The 14,888-nt window shown below is 60.9% G+C and carries 15 protein-coding genes; 7 read left to right on the top strand and 8 right to left on the bottom strand.

The genetic code is table 11. From position 1 onward, the window contains the following. The first annotated feature begins 171 nt into the window (after window positions 1-171). From H3221_RS14040 to queF, 3 genes are all read left to right on the top strand, one after another. Window positions 172-1,194: an efflux RND transporter periplasmic adaptor subunit gene (locus tag H3221_RS14040; protein ID WP_196475045.1), complete on the top strand. Its 1,023-nt coding sequence runs from the start codon at window positions 172-174 to the stop codon at window positions 1,192-1,194. Further along, a complete protein-coding gene (locus tag H3221_RS14035; protein WP_196475044.1) occupies window positions 1,191-4,259 on the top strand; it encodes an efflux RND transporter permease subunit in 3,069 nt (1,022 codons plus the stop codon). Before H3221_RS14040 ends, H3221_RS14035 begins: the two co-directional genes overlap by 4 nt. 227 nt (window positions 4,260-4,486) lie before the next feature. Then, the gene (queF, locus tag H3221_RS14030; RefSeq protein WP_196475043.1) at window positions 4,487-5,317 is read left to right on the top strand and encodes an NADPH-dependent 7-cyano-7-deazaguanine reductase QueF; all 831 of its coding nucleotides are present in this window, start codon (window positions 4,487-4,489) and stop codon (window positions 5,315-5,317) included. Between the two features lie 67 nt (window positions 5,318-5,384). Here queF and H3221_RS14025 read toward each other — a convergent pair whose 3' ends face one another. The 3 genes from H3221_RS14025 to H3221_RS14015 form a co-directional block, all read right to left on the bottom strand. Beyond that, entirely contained in the window at window positions 5,385-5,651 is a 267-nt protein-coding gene (locus H3221_RS14025; protein WP_021490580.1) for a DUF4404 family protein, read from the bottom strand. A 116-nt stretch (window positions 5,652-5,767) separates the two neighbouring features. Then, entirely contained in the window at window positions 5,768-6,484 is a 717-nt protein-coding gene (locus H3221_RS14020) for an HAD family phosphatase (RefSeq protein WP_196475042.1), read from the bottom strand. A gap of 62 nt (window positions 6,485-6,546) precedes the next feature. Beyond that, window positions 6,547-6,957, bottom strand: coding sequence for an acyl-CoA thioesterase (locus tag H3221_RS14015; protein ID WP_196475041.1), 411 nt, complete (start codon window positions 6,955-6,957; stop codon window positions 6,547-6,549). Between the two features lie 104 nt (window positions 6,958-7,061). Between H3221_RS14015 and H3221_RS14010 the strand changes: the two genes are divergently transcribed. Next, window positions 7,062-7,766, top strand: coding sequence for an MlaA family lipoprotein (locus H3221_RS14010; protein ID WP_196475040.1), 705 nt, complete (start codon window positions 7,062-7,064; stop codon window positions 7,764-7,766). Between the two features lie 57 nt (window positions 7,767-7,823). Here the strand turns inward: H3221_RS14010 and H3221_RS14005 are convergent, their stop codons facing one another. Next, entirely contained in the window at window positions 7,824-8,123 is a 300-nt protein-coding gene (locus H3221_RS14005; RefSeq protein ID WP_017679273.1) for a PilZ domain-containing protein, read from the bottom strand. A 213-nt stretch (window positions 8,124-8,336) separates the two neighbouring features. Here H3221_RS14005 and rssB point away from each other — a divergent pair, with 213 nt between their 5' ends. Both rssB and rssC read left to right on the top strand, forming a co-directional pair. Further along, complete coding sequence (gene rssB / locus H3221_RS14000; RefSeq protein WP_196475039.1) at window positions 8,337-9,521, top strand: two-component system response regulator RssB; 1,185 nt, start codon at window positions 8,337-8,339, stop codon at window positions 9,519-9,521. An 8-nt stretch (window positions 9,522-9,529) separates the two neighbouring features. Then, a complete protein-coding gene (gene rssC, locus H3221_RS13995) occupies window positions 9,530-10,012 on the top strand; it encodes an anti-sigma factor antagonist RssC (protein WP_026088796.1) in 483 nt (160 codons plus the stop codon). A gap of 134 nt (window positions 10,013-10,146) precedes the next feature. Here the strand turns inward: rssC and tal are convergent, their stop codons facing one another. Then, window positions 10,147-11,073, bottom strand: coding sequence for a transaldolase (gene tal, locus H3221_RS13990; protein ID WP_196475038.1), 927 nt, complete (start codon window positions 11,071-11,073; stop codon window positions 10,147-10,149). Between the two features lie 195 nt (window positions 11,074-11,268). Here tal and H3221_RS13985 point away from each other — a divergent pair, with 195 nt between their 5' ends. After that, window positions 11,269-11,568 carry a transcriptional repressor gene (locus H3221_RS13985; RefSeq protein ID WP_196475037.1) on the top strand — a complete coding sequence of 100 codons (300 nt, stop codon included), beginning with the start codon at window positions 11,269-11,271 and terminating at the stop codon, window positions 11,566-11,568. Here the strand turns inward: H3221_RS13985 and dusA are convergent. The 3 genes from dusA to H3221_RS13970 form a co-directional block, all read right to left on the bottom strand. Further along, window positions 11,565-12,635, bottom strand: coding sequence for a tRNA dihydrouridine(20/20a) synthase DusA (gene dusA / locus H3221_RS13980; protein WP_397428048.1), 1,071 nt, complete (start codon window positions 12,633-12,635; stop codon window positions 11,565-11,567). The two genes, H3221_RS13985 and dusA, sit on opposite strands and share 4 nt — an antisense overlap. A 190-nt stretch (window positions 12,636-12,825) precedes the next feature. Beyond that, complete coding sequence (locus H3221_RS13975) at window positions 12,826-14,202, bottom strand: heavy metal sensor histidine kinase (RefSeq protein WP_196475035.1); 1,377 nt, start codon at window positions 14,200-14,202, stop codon at window positions 12,826-12,828. Next, window positions 14,199-14,870, bottom strand: a complete 672-nt coding sequence (locus H3221_RS13970; RefSeq protein ID WP_196475034.1) for a heavy metal response regulator transcription factor — start codon at window positions 14,868-14,870, stop codon at window positions 14,199-14,201. The genes H3221_RS13975 and H3221_RS13970 overlap by 4 nt, the downstream gene beginning before the upstream one ends. Window positions 14,871-14,888: the final 18 nt, after the last annotated feature.

Here is a 14,888-nt window from a genome sequence, read left to right as displayed (position 1 = left end):
TGGCTGCTGTGCTCCTCGGATTTCATCCGGGCTACGCTTGAATGCTGGTGGCTAACGCCGCTCCTACAGAATGTGGCGGCGCTAGAAAAAACATAGCGAAATAACTTGCGCATCTGTCAGTGACGCAGCGGCCGGTTAGACTCCGCCTCTACCGAATAAAAGGGGCTGATCATGACCGTGCTGTTGCGTGCTCTTCCATGGTTGTTGCTGGGTACCTTCGTTGCGCCTGTGAGTGCAGCCGAAGGCCCAATGGTCGAGGTCGTGTCGGTGCGGCAGGTGGAGGTACGTGACGAGCTGATCACCTTCGGTTCGCTACGCTCCGACGAGTCGGTGATGATTCGGCCGGAAGTCGAAGGTCGCCTGGCCACCCTGCATTTCCGCGAGGGCCAGGCGGTGACCGCTGGCGACCTGCTGATCAGCCTCGATGATGCGATTGCCCGCGCCGAATTCGCCCAGGCGCGTGCCAATCTCGACCTCGCCGAGAAAAACCACCAGCGTGCGCAGATGCTGTTCCAGCGCGGTGCCAGTAATGCCCAGGCGCTGGACGAAGCACAGAGCCAACTGCAGGCCGCGCGTGCCAGTCAGGCGCTGGCCCAGGCGCGGCTCGACAAGACCCAGATCAAGGCGCCGCATGACGGCACCCTCGGTCTGCGCCAGGCCAGCGTTGGTGATTACCTCAGCGCCGGGCAGAACATCGTCAATCTGGAAGTGCTCGACCCGCTCAAGGTCGACTTCCGCATTCCGCAGAAGGCCGTGGCCCAGGTGCGCCTCGGTCAGACCGTGGAAATCACCCTCGATACCTATCCGGGCGAGCGCTTTCGCGGCGAAATCTTCGCCATCAACCCGCGTCTGGATGAAGCCGGGCGCAGCCAGGCGATCCGCGCGCATATTGGCAACGATGACCGCCGCCTGCGTCCGGGCCAGTTCGTTCGCGTTTCGGTAATTCTCGAGGAGCGGCCCAATGCGCGGGTGATTCCCGAGGAAGCGGTGATGCCGCAGGGCGACAAGTTGCTGGTCAACCTGGTGGTCGATGGCAAGGTCGAGCATCGTGAGGTGAGGCTGGGCAAGCGTTTCGACGGGCTGGTCGAAGTACGTGAAGGTCTGCAGGGCGACGAAACCATCATCAGCGCCGGATGGCAGCGTGTGCGCGAAGGGCTGGCCGTGCGTACCAAGAGCGGGGAGCGCCAGCCGTGACACTCTCCGACGTCTGCATTCGTCGACCGGTATTCGCCACCGTTCTTTCGCTGATCGTGGTGCTGTTGGGGCTGATGGCCTACGACCGCCTCAACGTACGTGAATACCCCAATATCGACGTGCCCATCGTCACCGTGCAGGTCACCTATCCTGGCGCGAGTCCGGAAATCATGGAATCGCAGGTGGCGCAGCCGGTGGAAGACGTGCTCTCGGGCATCGAGGGACTGGATTTCGTCACCTCCATCAGTCGCGCGGAAAACACCCAGATCACTGCGCAGTTCCGCCTCGGCCGCAGCGCTGATGAGGCTGCCAATGACGTGCGCGATCGCCTGGGTCGGGTGCGCAGCCTGCTGCCGGACGAAGTCGACGAGCCCATCGTGCAGAAGGTCGAAGCCGACGCCCAACCGGTGATCTGGATCGCCTTCCACAGCCAGCAGCACAGCGCCATGGAGATCACCGACCTGCTCGAACGGGTGATCAAGGACCGCCTGCAGACCATTCCTGGCGTATCGGAAGTGCAGGTGCGCGGCGCACGTACCTTCTCCATGCGCATCTGGCTCGACCCGGAAAAGCTCGCCGCACACAACCTCACCGTGCAGGATGTGGAGGCCGCGTTGCGCCGGCAGAACGTAGAAATTCCCGCTGGGCGCATCGAGTCACGCGAGCGCGAGTTCAGCGTGTTGTCGGAAACCGATCTGCGTACCCCGGAGCAGTTCAACGAGTTGATTCTCGACGAGTCGCAAGGTTACCTGCTGCGCCTGTCCGATGTCGGCTACGCCGAAGTGGGGCCGCGCGACGAACGCACCGTGGTGCGCTTCAATGGTTTACCTGCAGTGACCCTGGGCCTGGTCAAGCAGGCCACGGCCAACCCGCTGGATATCTCCGACGGCCTCGAGGCTGCCTGGGACGACGTCCAGGCGTTGCTGCCCGACGGCATGAACATGACCGTGGCCAATGACAACTCGCAATTCATCCGTGCCTCCATCGACAACGTCTTCACCACCATCTGGGAGGCGGTGGCGCTGGTCATCCTGATCATTTTCATCTTCCTGCGTTCGCTGCGCGCCACGCTGATTCCGCTGGTGACCATCCCGGTGTCGTTGATCGGCGCCTTCGCCCTGATGTCGCTGATGGGCTTTACCATCAACACCCTGACCCTGCTGGCTATGGTTCTGGCCATCGGCCTGGTGGTGGATGACGCCATCGTGATGCTGGAGAACATCCATCGCCATATCGAGGCGGGGATGAAGCCAGTGCAGGCTGCCTTCAAGGGCAGCCGCGAGATCGCCTTCGCGGTGATCGCCATGACCCTGACCCTGGCTGCGGTATTCGCACCTATCGGCTTCATGCAGGGCACCACCGGGAAGCTGTTCACCGAGTTCGCCTGGACCCTGGCTGGCGCCGTGCTGGTTTCGGGTTTCGTGGCGTTGACGCTGACGCCGATGATGTGCGCGGTGATGCTCAGAGCGCATCAGCACGAGCAGCGCCATGGACGCGTGTACAACCTCATCGAAGGCTTCCTCAACGGCCTTACCTACAACTACAAGCACAGCCTGGATCGTGCGCTGCGCGCCTGGCCGCTGGTGCTTGGTGTGTTGCTTGGGGCATTCCTGATCTGCGCCTGGCTGTTCGGCGGGTTGCGCTCGGAGCTGGCGCCAACCGAGGACACCGGCACCATCGTCGGCGTGTTCAATGGCCCGGACGGCGCCACCATCGACTACACGGCGCGCTACGGCCGCGAGGTCGAGGCGGCTTACGCGAGCATCCCGGAAACCAATCGCTATCTGATGATCGCCGGTTTCCCCACGGTGGCCCAGGGCATCTCCTTCATGAAGCTGGAGGACTGGAGCGACCGCTCGCGTACCCAGTTCGAGATTCGCAACGAGTTGTTGCCGCAGTTGCAGGACATCGCCGGCATGCGCGTGACGCCGGTCAACCGCCCGCCGCTGGGGCAGAGCGCGCGTAACCAGCCGATCAACTTCGTCGTGCGCTCGTCCATGGAATATGCCGAGCTGCAGGGCTATGTCGACCAGCTGATGGAGCGCATGCGTGATTATCCGGGGCTGGAAGGGCTTGATAGCGATCTCAAACTCAATTCGCCGCAGCTCAAGATCACGGTCAACCGTGAGCAGGCAACGGCGGTTGGCACCGATGTATCGGTGATCGGGCGCAGCCTGGAAAGCCTGTTCGGCAGTCGCCAGGTGACCCGCTTCAAGCAGAACGGCGAGCAGTACGACGTCATGGTGCAGTTGCAGGATATCGACCGCAGCAATCCGCAGGACCTGGATCGGGTCTACGTGCGTGATCGCGACGGCGGCATGGTGCAACTGTCCAACCTGATCGAGGTGCGCGAGACCGTGGCGCCGCGCGAGCTCAATCACTTCAACCAGCTGCGTGCGGTGACCATCAGTGCCAACGTCGGCACCGGATATACCCTGGGTGAGGCGCTCAATCATCTGGAAGTCGCAGCTCGTGAAGTATTCCCACCGGAGACGCAATACGACTACACCGGCACTTCACGCGACTTCAAGGAGTCCAGCTCGGGCATCCTGCTGATCTTCGCCCTGGCACTGGCGTTCATCTTCCTGGTGCTGGCTGCGCAGTTCGAGAGCTTCAGCGATCCGTTGATCATCCTGTTCAGCGTGCCCCTGTCGATGGCGGGCGCCTTGCTGGCGCTGAAACTGTTCGGCGGTACCTGGAACATCTACTCGCAGATTGGTTTGGTGACCCTGATTGGCCTGATCACCAAGCACGGCATCCTCATCGTCGAGTTCGCCAACCACTTGTTGCGCGAGGGCAAGGCGCTGCGTGAGGCGGTGATCGAGGCCGCGGTGCAGCGCCTGCGGCCGATCCTGATGACCACCGGTGCCATGGTGCTCGGCTCGCTACCGCTGGCCATCGCCAGCGGCGCCGGCGCGGAAAGCCGTCAGCAGATCGGCCTGGTGATCGTCGGCGGGCTGCTGGTCGGCACCTTCTTCACCCTCTACGTGATTCCGACGCTGTACCTGCTGCTGCGCCGCTGGGCGCCGTTGCGCAAGATCGAGCAGGAGCCGGCTGAGGTGTAGGGTACGCCGTGCGCACCGGCTTTCTCGATCTCGTGGCATGTACCTGTGCGAGGTGCTTTGGCGGCAAGCTCTTGTCGCTGCTACAGCCCACTCCCATGGTGTTGGCTTTGTAAACTGCCGGTGCGCATGGCGCACCCTACGATGAGATCGTATCTGGCTTGGTGCGTGCGGCTGACCGGTCAACCCGTTAAACTCGCGCGGTTTTTCTCCACCCTGGATTACTCGCCATGCAGCACCCCGCCGAACATTCCCCGCTGGGCAAGTCCAGCCAGTACATCGCCGAGTACAGCCCAGAGCTGCTGTTTCCCATCTCGCGTACCACCAAGTGGGCGGAGCTGGGCCTCGATGGCGCCAGCCTGCCGTATCAGGGCGTGGACTACTGGAACTGCTACGAACTGTCCTGGCTGCTGCCGTCCGGCAAGCCGGTGGTGGCCATCGGTGAGTTCGCCATTCCTGCAGACTCGCCGAACATCATCGAGTCGAAGTCGTTCAAGCTGTACCTCAACTCCCTGAACCAATCGGCTTTCGCCACTTGGGATGAGCTGCAAGCGACGCTGGTACGTGACCTGTCCGCTGTGGCCGGCAAGCCGGTGGCGGTGAGCCTGCGCTCACTGGCCGAGGTTTCTGAAGAAGGCGTGGCGACGCTGCCGGGTCAGTGCATCGACGAACTGGACATCCGCGTCAGCCAGTACGATCACCCGCAGCCCGAGCTGCTGCGTTGCGATGCTGGCCGTGTGGTGGAAGAGAGCCTGCACAGCCACCTGCTCAAGTCCAACTGCCCGGTCACCGGCCAACCGGACTGGGGCAGTCTTGTCGTGCAGTACCGCGGCGCGGCACTGGATCACGCCAGCCTGCTGGCTTATCTGGTGAGCTTCCGTCAGCACGCCGATTTCCACGAACAGTGCGTGGAGCGCATCTTTCTCGATCTGCAGCGCCTGCTGCAGCCGCAGTCTTTGACTGTCTATGCGCGTTATGTGCGTCGCGGCGGGCTGGATATCAATCCGTATCGCAGTACCGAGGCGATCACGCCGGAAAATGGCCGCCTGGCGCGCCAGTAGCCCATGAAAAATGCCGCCAAATGGCGGCATTTTCTTGAATTGCTCGATGTTAGCCGGGGCAGGGCATTCAGATGCCCATATTGGCCAGGCTCTGCATGATGTTGCGCAGGGTGCCGGCGAGAGTAGGGTGGCTGGCCTCGAAGCGTTCTACCGCCAGATTGACACCATCGACCAGCGTAGCGTCAGGCGCAGAGGCGGCTTCACGCGCCAATTGCACTTCGATTTCCTGGGTCAGCAGGTAAAGCGAGGCGCGTTCTTCCTCGCTGAGCGGCGTGTCCTGGGCCAGGTGTTGCTGGAGGGCTTCCAGTTGCTGCTGCAGGTCGCTTGCTGGCATAGAGTTCTCCTTATCGAATCAGCTTAGGCATTGACCCCCAGCGGCGCTGGAAGTTTTCAACCCGTACATGAAGGTTAATCCAAGCGGGCCGGCTTTGCCTGATCCGAGTCAAAGGCTCAGGGCTTTTCGCCCTTGCTCCGGCGCACGCCGATATCGTCCAGGCTGGCCTCGATTTCCCCCAGGTGATCGACCACCGAATGCACACCCAGACGATAGAGTTGCAGCGTGGCCTGGGCGCGCAGGTGTTCCTGATCGCTCGCGTCAAGTGCCTGCCAGTCGGCCAGGGCGTAACCGCAGAGTGGGCCACAGGCAGCCAGGCCGATGGTCCAGCAGCCGGCATTGAGCCCGGCTTGCAGCAACAGCGGATTCCCGCTGACGACAATACAGCCATCCAGGCGCTCGACGTCCAGCTGGCTCAAGGCTTGCCAGCAGCTGTCTGGTGCCGGCCACGGCCTGGCCTGGTGCGCCAGTACCGCTTCGATGGGCGTTGGTAGCGCTTCGGCCAGGCGCAGGCTGGCATCGGCTGGCAGGTCGTCCAGCCAGGCGCAGGGCGTGTCGGTGGCATGCAGGGTTTGCAACAACTGTGCAGCACCTGGGGTTAGCTCGGCATGGTCGCCGGCCACTTCGCTCAGGGTCTGTTGCAGTGCTTGCCGTTGTGCTGCGGTTGGCGGCTTGCCTAACCATGCGTCCAGTGTCTTTTGCGGCGTAGCAGCGAGGTTCGGGGGCGTGTGCTCGGGATATAGTCGTTGCAGTGCGACGGGTAGCGTGCGGGCGCCGAAGTCGACCAGGCAACCGGACAGTTGAAGGATCAGGGCGGTGCAGGGGGAGGGCATGGGATCATCCGTGGCATTGGCCTAGGCCAATCTAACGCCGAAGGATGACCGTAATATGACCGCTAGGTGACGTTGAACAGGGCGCGTACATGCTCCGGCAGGGCCACCGATCTGCCGCTTACATGGTCGATCCACACCAGTTTGCAGTAACCCTCACCGTAGACCGTGAGCGGGTCTTCGGCGGTGGTCAGCCGGTGTGCGATCACCAGGCTGCTGCGCCCCACCGCGCCGGCCCGCAGTTCCACCACCACGGTGGCAGGGTGTATCACCGGTTTCAGGTAGGTATGTTGGGTCTGCAGTACCACCGGGCCGAATGGCACGTTGCTCATCGGCACGCCGGCCAGCTCGAACCAGGCGACGCGGGCCTCTTCCAGATACTGCATGTAGATGATGTTGTTGACATGCCCGTAGCTGTCCATGTCGCCCCAGCGCACGGGGATGTGTGCAGTGTGCAGCAAGGTTTCGTCAGTCATCGCTTTTCTTCGCTATGCTGCCCAATCAGGGCTCCAGGCTTTATACTACGCGGCATTCGGCCCGCTGGCGGTGGCCACATTGTTTTCCTCAAGGAGAGATTTAAATGCATGTGATCGGTGCTCGCTGGATCTCGCGCCTGGGTGGCCTGATGGCCCTCGTCGGCCTGAGCCTGCTGCCTGCGATGAGTCAGGCGGCTTCGGAAGAAGATCCTTGGGAAAGTTTCAATCGTCCGATCTTCCGCTTCAACGATACCGTCGACACCTATGCGCTGAAGCCGATCGCCCAGGGTTACCGGGCTGTCACGCCACAGTTTCTCGAAGATGGCGTGCATAACGTGTTCGGTAACATCGGCGACGTTGGCAACCTGGCCAACAACTTGCTGCAGGGCAAGCTGCACAACGCCGGTGTCGATACCGGTCGCCTGATCTTCAACACCACCTTTGGCGTACTGGGCTTCTTCGACGTGGCCAAGCACATGGGCCTGGGCAAGAACGACGAAGACTTCGGTCAGACCCTTGGCGTCTGGGGCCTGAACAGCGGCCCTTACCTGGTCATCCCGCTTCTCGGCCCAAGCACCGTGCGTGATGCCACTGGTCGAGTACCGGACAGCTTCCTGACGCCGTATCCGTACATGGATCACGTGCCGACCCGTAACGTCACCCGAGGCGTGCAGGTGGTCGACACCCGCGCCAACCTGTTGCAGGCCGAGCGTCTGATCAGCGGCGACAAGTACATCTTCATTCGCAACGCCTACCTGCAGAGCCGTGAGTTCAAGGTCAAGGATGGGCAGGTCGAAGACGACTTTTAAGCGCTGACAGATGCAAAAAAGGCGGCTCTAGAGCCGCCTTTTTCGTAAATGCAGATTTCAGCTCATGGAGATGATTGCCAGGCCCAGCGACTGACGACCGTCGCCCAGATCGCCTATTCGCACCACTTCGGCCTGGGCGTCGAGGCCGGCGAGTTCGCTGTGCTCTGAAGGGATGTGGACCTTGACCTTGTCGCCCATGCTCAGGGCAGCTTCAGCCTCGATTTGCATGCCGGTACTGGAAAGATCCAGGCACAGTGCAGGAATTTCCCGGCCAGCGTGATGGAGTACGACTGCAGCTTCCAGTCGCATGCGGATGTAGTCGCGTTTCTCGCTGTACGCTCGATCATTCTGACTCATGGACCCTGTCCTCTTCTTATGAGCTCTCCCGCGGCTCTTATAACCCTCGTCGATTTGACCTGTAAAGCCGCCGAACGACGACCGGTCCCGGCTTGAATCGGCCAGCAGATGGGAGTACCGTCTGCCCCTTGAAATCGCCCTGGCGCCATAGATGCGGCGCCGCGCCATGGGCAGTGACCAAAATTGCCCTGGCGCAGTTTGCCTGGATACCCCATGCACAAAACCAGTGCCACTCTGCTGATCATCGACGACGACGATGTCGTACGTGCAAGCCTCGCGGCCTACCTCGAGGACAGCGGCTTCAAGGTGTTGCAGGCCAACAACGGTTTGCAGGGGCTGGAAGTGTTCCAGCAGGAAGGCCCCGACCTGATGATCTGCGACCTGCGTATGCCGCAGGTCGACGGTCTTGAACTGATTCGACGTATCAACGCGCTGGGTGTCGAGGTGCCGGTGATCGTCGTTTCCGGTGCCGGCGTGATGAACGATGCCGTCGAAGCCCTGCGTCTCGGCGCTGCCGACTACCTGATCAAACCTCTCGAAGACCTGGCGGTGCTGGAGCATTCGGTGCGCCGCGCGCTGGATCGTGCGCGTCTGCGCGTCGAGAACCAACTCTATCGTGAGAAGCTGGAAGCGACCAATCGTGAGCTCCAGGCCAGCCTGCATCTGTTGCAGGAGGACCAGAACGCCGGTCGTCAGGTGCAGATGAACATGCTGCCGGTGACGCCCTGGCAGGCCGATGGACTGAACTTCGCGCACCAGATCATTCCGTCGTTGTACCTCTCCGGTGATTTCGTCGATTACTTCCGTATCGACGATAGGCGCATCGCGTTCTATCTGGCCGATGTCTCCGGCCATGGTGCGTCCTCGGCATTCGTCACCGTGCTGCTCAAGTTCATGACCACGCGCCTGCTCTATGAGTGGCGACGTGGCGGCACGTTGCCGGAATTCAAGCCCTCCGATGTGCTCGGCCACATCAACCGCGGCCTGATCAACTGCAAGCTGGGCAAGCATGTGACCATGCTCGGCGGTGTGATCGACGAGGAGAGCGGTATGCTCACGTACAGCATCGGTGGGCATCTGCCATTGCCGGTTTTGTTCGAGAATGGCCAGGCACGTTACCTGGAAGGTCGCGGCCTGCCGGTCGGTCTGTTCGAAGAAGCCGAATACGGCGATCTGGTGATGCAGCTGCCGGAGTCTTTCAGCCTGACCCTGCTCTCCGACGGCATTCTCGACCTGTTGCCGGGCGACACGCTGAAAGAGAAGGAATTGGCGCTGCCACAACTGGTTAGCCAGGCTGGCGGTACGCTGGGTGGTTTGCGTCAAGTTCTCGGTCTGGCCAATCTGGGCGAGATGCCGGATGATATCGCCTTGCTGGTGTTGAGCAGGAACCTTGCATGAATCCTGGGATAAGCCCCGGTCGCATCCAATTCGCCGAACAGGATGGAACCTTCGTCCTGAAGTTTGTCGGTGAAGTCCGTCTGACGCTGTGTTCAGCTCTGGATGCCACGATTGAAAAGATTTTCACCGCGTTGAATTTTTCGGCCATCGTCATCGACTTGACCGAAACCCGCAGTATCGACAGCACGACTCTCGGGTTGCTGGCGAAGCTGTCCATTCTGTCGCGGCAGAAGGTGGGCCTGTTGCCGACCGTTGTCACCACTCACGACGACATCACGCGTCTGCTGGAGTCCATGGGGTTCGACCAGGTGTTCAACATCGTCGACCGGCCGATTCCTTGCCCGGATTGCCTGGATGATCTGCCTTCGCAGGATCAATCCGAAGAGGTGGTGAAGGCCAAGGTGCTGGAAGCGCATCGCATCCTGATGGGGCTCAACGACTCCAACCGCGAGGCTTTTCACGATCTGGTCAGTGCACTCGAGCGGCACTGACCTCCCGCTTTCTGTAGGGTGTATCATGCGCACCGACTCCTGCAAAGAAAGTCGCTGGTGCGCATGGCGCACCCTACGGTTTGATCGCGCAGTATTGAAAAGGGGCGTCAGCTTGGCTGACGCCCCTTTGTCATTCAGGCCCTTGCGGCCAGCAGGGCTTCGAGTTTTTCCTGATCGCGGGCGAACAGGCGGATGCCTTCAGCCAGTTTCTCGGTGGCCATGGCGTCTTCGTTCAGTGCCCAGCGGAAGCCGCCTTCATCGAGGTTCTGGCGAGGTTCGCCGGTAGCGCCAGGGGCAAGCTGGCGACTGAGTTGGCCATCGTCCTCAGCCAGTTTCTGCAGCAGGTCGGGGCTGATGGTCAGACGGTCGCAGCCGGCCAACGCTTCGATCTGACCGAGATTGCGGAAGCTCGCACCCATCACCACGGTGTCGTAGGCATTGGCCTTGTAGTAGTCGTAGATACGCGTGACCGATTGCACGCCTGGATCTTCGCTGCCCACGAAATCACGGCCCTCGGCCTTCTTGTACCAATCGTAGATCCGCCCCACGAACGGCGAGATGAGGAAGATGCCGGCATCGGCACAGGCCTGCGCCTGGGCGAAGGTGAACAGCAGGGTCAGGTTGGTCTGCACGCCGGCTTTTTCCAGCTGTTCGGCGGCGCGGATGCCTTCCCAGGTCGAAGCGATCTTGATCAGTACGCGCTCGCGGCCAATGCCCGCTTTTTCATAAAGACCGACCAGGCGCTCGGCGCGGCGCAGGGTCGCGTCGGTGTCGAATGACAGGCGCGCATCGACCTCGGTGGAAATGCGGCCTGGAATCACCTTGAGGATTTCCTGGCCGACGGCCACCGCGAAGTGATCGCAGGCCAGGCCCAGGTCTCCCTTGCCGGCACTCACTGCCTGATTCAACAGATCGGTATAACGGGGTAGGGCAGCCGCCTTGAGCAGCAGCGAGGGGTTGGTGGTGGCATCCACCGGTTGCAGGCGGGCGATGGCGTCGAGGTCACCGGTGTCGGCGACTACGGTAGTGAACTGCTTGAGTTGTTCCAGCTTGGAGGTCATGACGAGGCCTTGTCGTTGCAGATGGCATGACCTTACCCGAGGCGCTGCAAGCGCTCAACGGTCGGATCACTGACAAAATTTACCTTTTCGGGCTGCGCTTTTTGCTGGCTCGTTCGTCTTTAGTTATGACGGGGCGTGAGAACGCACCGAAGTCGGTGGAGTCCGACTTTAGACGAGCTGCCAAGGAGCCCGAACATGTCGACCCAACCCCTGCTTTCTCGTTCAGTTGCCGCAGGCCCGGATACGCGCCAGTGCCGTGAGTGGCTGCAGGCCGCCGGGCTACGCTTCAGCATGCCCAGGCTCAAGGTGGTGGAGGCGCTGTGCAGCGCCAATGATGAAGAGGGTGTGTCCGCGCGCGAGCTGCATCGGCAACTGAGCGATGCCGGCGAACCGCTGTCGCTGGTCAGCGTGCGCCAGGTGTTGCGCCGCATGGAGGAAAACGGTTTGGTGCAGACGACAGGGCGTAGCCGCTATCGCCTGAGCGCGCCGGATTAATGCCCGCGTAGCAGTTCAGCCGCCTGGTCGAGCAGCGCCAGCGGGTCTTGCACCTTGTGAATGTCCACTGACAGCAGCTGGCGGAAGCGTCTTGCACCTGGGAAACCTTGAGCCAAGCCCAGCACATGACGGCTGACGTGATGCAGGGTGCCGCCCTCGCGCAGATGTTGCTCAACGTAGGGCTTGAGTGCGAGCAGGGCGTCCATGCGGGTGATACCCGGGTCTTCGGCGCCAAACAGGCGGCTGTCCACCTGCGCCAGCAGGTAGGGATTGTGATAGGCCTCGCGACCGAGCATCACACCGTCGAATGTCTGCAGGTGCTGCTCGCATTCCTCAAGGGTCTTGATGCCACCGTTGAGGATGATCTCCAGGTCGGGGAAGTCCTGCTTGAGTTGAGCTGCCACGTCGTAGCGCAGCGGCGGGATCTCGCGGTTTTCCTTCGGCGACAGGCCTTCCAGGATGGCGATACGCGCATGCACAGTGAAGCTGCGGCAGCCGGCGTCGCGCACCTGGCCGACGAAATCGCACAGCTCGGCATAGCTGTCACGGCCATTGATACCGATGCGATGCTTGACCGTCACCGGAATGCTCACGGCGTCCTGCATGGCCTTCACGCAGTCGGCTACCAGCGCCGGATGGCCCATCAGGCAGGCGCCGATCATGTTGTTCTGCACACGATCACTGGGGCAGCCAACGTTCAGGTTCACTTCGTCGTAGCCATGATCCTCGGCCATCTTGGCGCAGGTCGCCAGATCCTGCGGGTTGCTGCCACCCAGCTGCAGCGCGATGGGATGTTCACATTCGCTGTAACGCAGGAAACGCTCGCGGTCGCCGTGGATCAGTGCGCCGGTGGTGACCATCTCGGTATAGAGCAGGGCGTGCCGCGACAGCTGACGGAGAAAGAACCGGCAGTGGCGGTCCGTCCAATCCATCATCGGGGCGATGCTGAATTTTCTGCTTACAAGCCTTTTATTTAGAAGAATATTTCGCAATTTTGTGACCGTAATTTTGCTTGGTTTTGCCGCGGAGTGCACACGCGGTGCAGGCAGAAGGTGCGAGAGGAACATTATACATGTGTGCCATTCGCATACCGTTCGCACAGGCGATCAAGGTTGGATAGGTGAAGGGGTAGGAGAGGAAAGTCAGATTTTTGGATGACTTTCAATCTCTGCCAGGTGAATCCCCGTTCCCAAAATCATGGTGACTAAGGCGAAGAGTCGTCCGTTAGGCATACAGGCTACGCCGGTCGCAGCCAAGTCAGCTTGCGGAACCAGCATTTGTAAAGTGCAAGCTGAAGAGCGTTCCCGCATCGTTGCTTTTGACGCGGGCCTCTCCCGAATGAACGTGCATGATTGATTGGACGATTGCCAGCCCGAGTCCGCCGGAGTCGTCGGGTTGATTGCGTGAGGCATCACAGCGGTAGAAACGCTCGAACAGATGGGGTAGGTGCACAGCGTCTATGGGTTTGCCCTGGTTGTGGACCAGGATTTCCAGGGTATTGCCCTCCAACCTGGTACTGATGGTGACTGGGTTATCAGCAGCACCATAACGGAGCGCGTTAGCGACGAGGTTTGCCAATGCCCGACGCAGGAGCTCTGGTTCTGCTTCGACCTGACCATGGCTGCGATTAACCAACCAGATGCCACGGTCCTCCGCCATACCGTCGAAATACTCACACAGTTGTTCGACAAGAGCGTGCAGGTCGACCGGCTCTCGCTTGAGCGTTGCTTTGGGCTGCTCGCACCTGGCAAGAAACAGCATGCTGTCGATCATTCTGGCCAGTCGCTCGTATTCTTCCAGGTTGGAGGCCAGTACGTTCTGATACTCCTCGTCCGAGCGGCTGCGACCGAGCAGTTGTTGGGTCTGCCCCATCAGGTTGCTCAGGGGCGTACGCATCTCGTGTGCCAGGTCTTCAGAGAAGCGCGATAGCTGGGCGAAGCCGTGTTCCAACCTGGCCAGCATCTGATTCAGCGCCTGGCTCAGCACTTCGAGTTCGGCCGTATCGGCGAAATCGTCAAGGCGCAGATGAAGGTTGCGAACGTCGATACCCGCTGCCTGAGTGGCCAACGCTCTCACAGGGCGCAACCCTCTTTGACCGATCAGCCAGCCGAGGACGAACGCAAGGAAAACACCCGCTGCAAGCGCCATCCAGATTGTGTTTCGGTAGGCGCTGAGCATTTGCTCGCGCTCATCTGCACGTTTCCCGGCTATCAGCTTCAGATGTCCTCCGGTACGCGATACGTCCAGCCAGGCCAGGCGCAGGGAGCTGTTGTGTGGATCATTGCCCAGCTTGGGTGAAGAGGCATCCGGCAACCTGGGTAACGGCAGCGACGCTGGGTTCACCTCGATCAGCATGTGATCGGCTGCATCGACTATCCACAGGAAGCTGTCCCTGTTGCCCAGCATGTTTTCGTAAAGCTGGGGGCGACTGCGCAAGGCTTCGATACTCTCGGCGTCATCCAAGAGAGCCTGCATGCGTTGCAGGCGACCCAGCAGGGCCTGATCGTCACGCCAGAGGATTTCCCGCTCAAGAGAGTGATACAGGTAGGCCGCCACGGCACCGAGCAGCACGCAGCTCGAGAGTGCGAACATCAGTGCCAGGCGCAGACTGAGCGTTCTGGGCCATAGTTTCATGCCTGAAGATCCAGCATGTAGCCCATGCCTCTTACGGTGTGAATCAGTTTCAGTGGGTAGGGGTCGTCAACTTTTGCGCGCAGCCGTCGAATGGCCACGTCCACCACATTGGTATCGCTGTCGAAATTCATTTGCCACACATGCGAGGCGATCAGAGCCCTCGACAGGACTTCCCCCTGTCTGCTGAGCAAAAGGTGGAGCAGTGCGAACTCCTTGTTCGTCAGGTTGAGACGATCACCTGCGCGGCTGACCTTGCGCTTGAGCAGATCGAGCGCAAGGTCCGCTACCTGGAAGTGTTCTATCTCGCGGGGCGGCCCTCTCCTCAGCAGCGTACGAACCCTGGCGAGCAGCTCGGCATAGGAAAAGGGCTTTATCAGATAATCGTCGGCGCCCAGCTCCAGCCCTTTGACACGGTCCTCCACTGCGTCACGAGCGGTCAGAAACAGCACCGGGGTGTCATGCCTGCGTCGAATGATCTGCAGCAACTGCCAACCATCGAGTCCTGGCAGCATGACGTCGAGAATGATCAGGTCGAATTCGTACTCCTGCACGAGATGCTGGCCATCCAGGCCATTCAACGCGACCTCGACCATGAAGCCTGATTCACTCAAACCCTTTCTCAAGTAGTCAGCCGTTTTGGCTTCGTCTTCCACCACCAGAATGCGCATTTCTATCTCCCGAACCTG

It is taken from the genome of Pseudomonas chaetocerotis, from assembly GCF_015712105.2.
GTDB lineage: Bacteria > Pseudomonadota > Gammaproteobacteria > Pseudomonadales > Pseudomonadaceae > Aquipseudomonas > Aquipseudomonas chaetocerotis.
The sequence above is the reverse complement of the archived record's forward strand: the minus strand, read 5'-3'. Positions and strand labels throughout refer to the sequence as shown.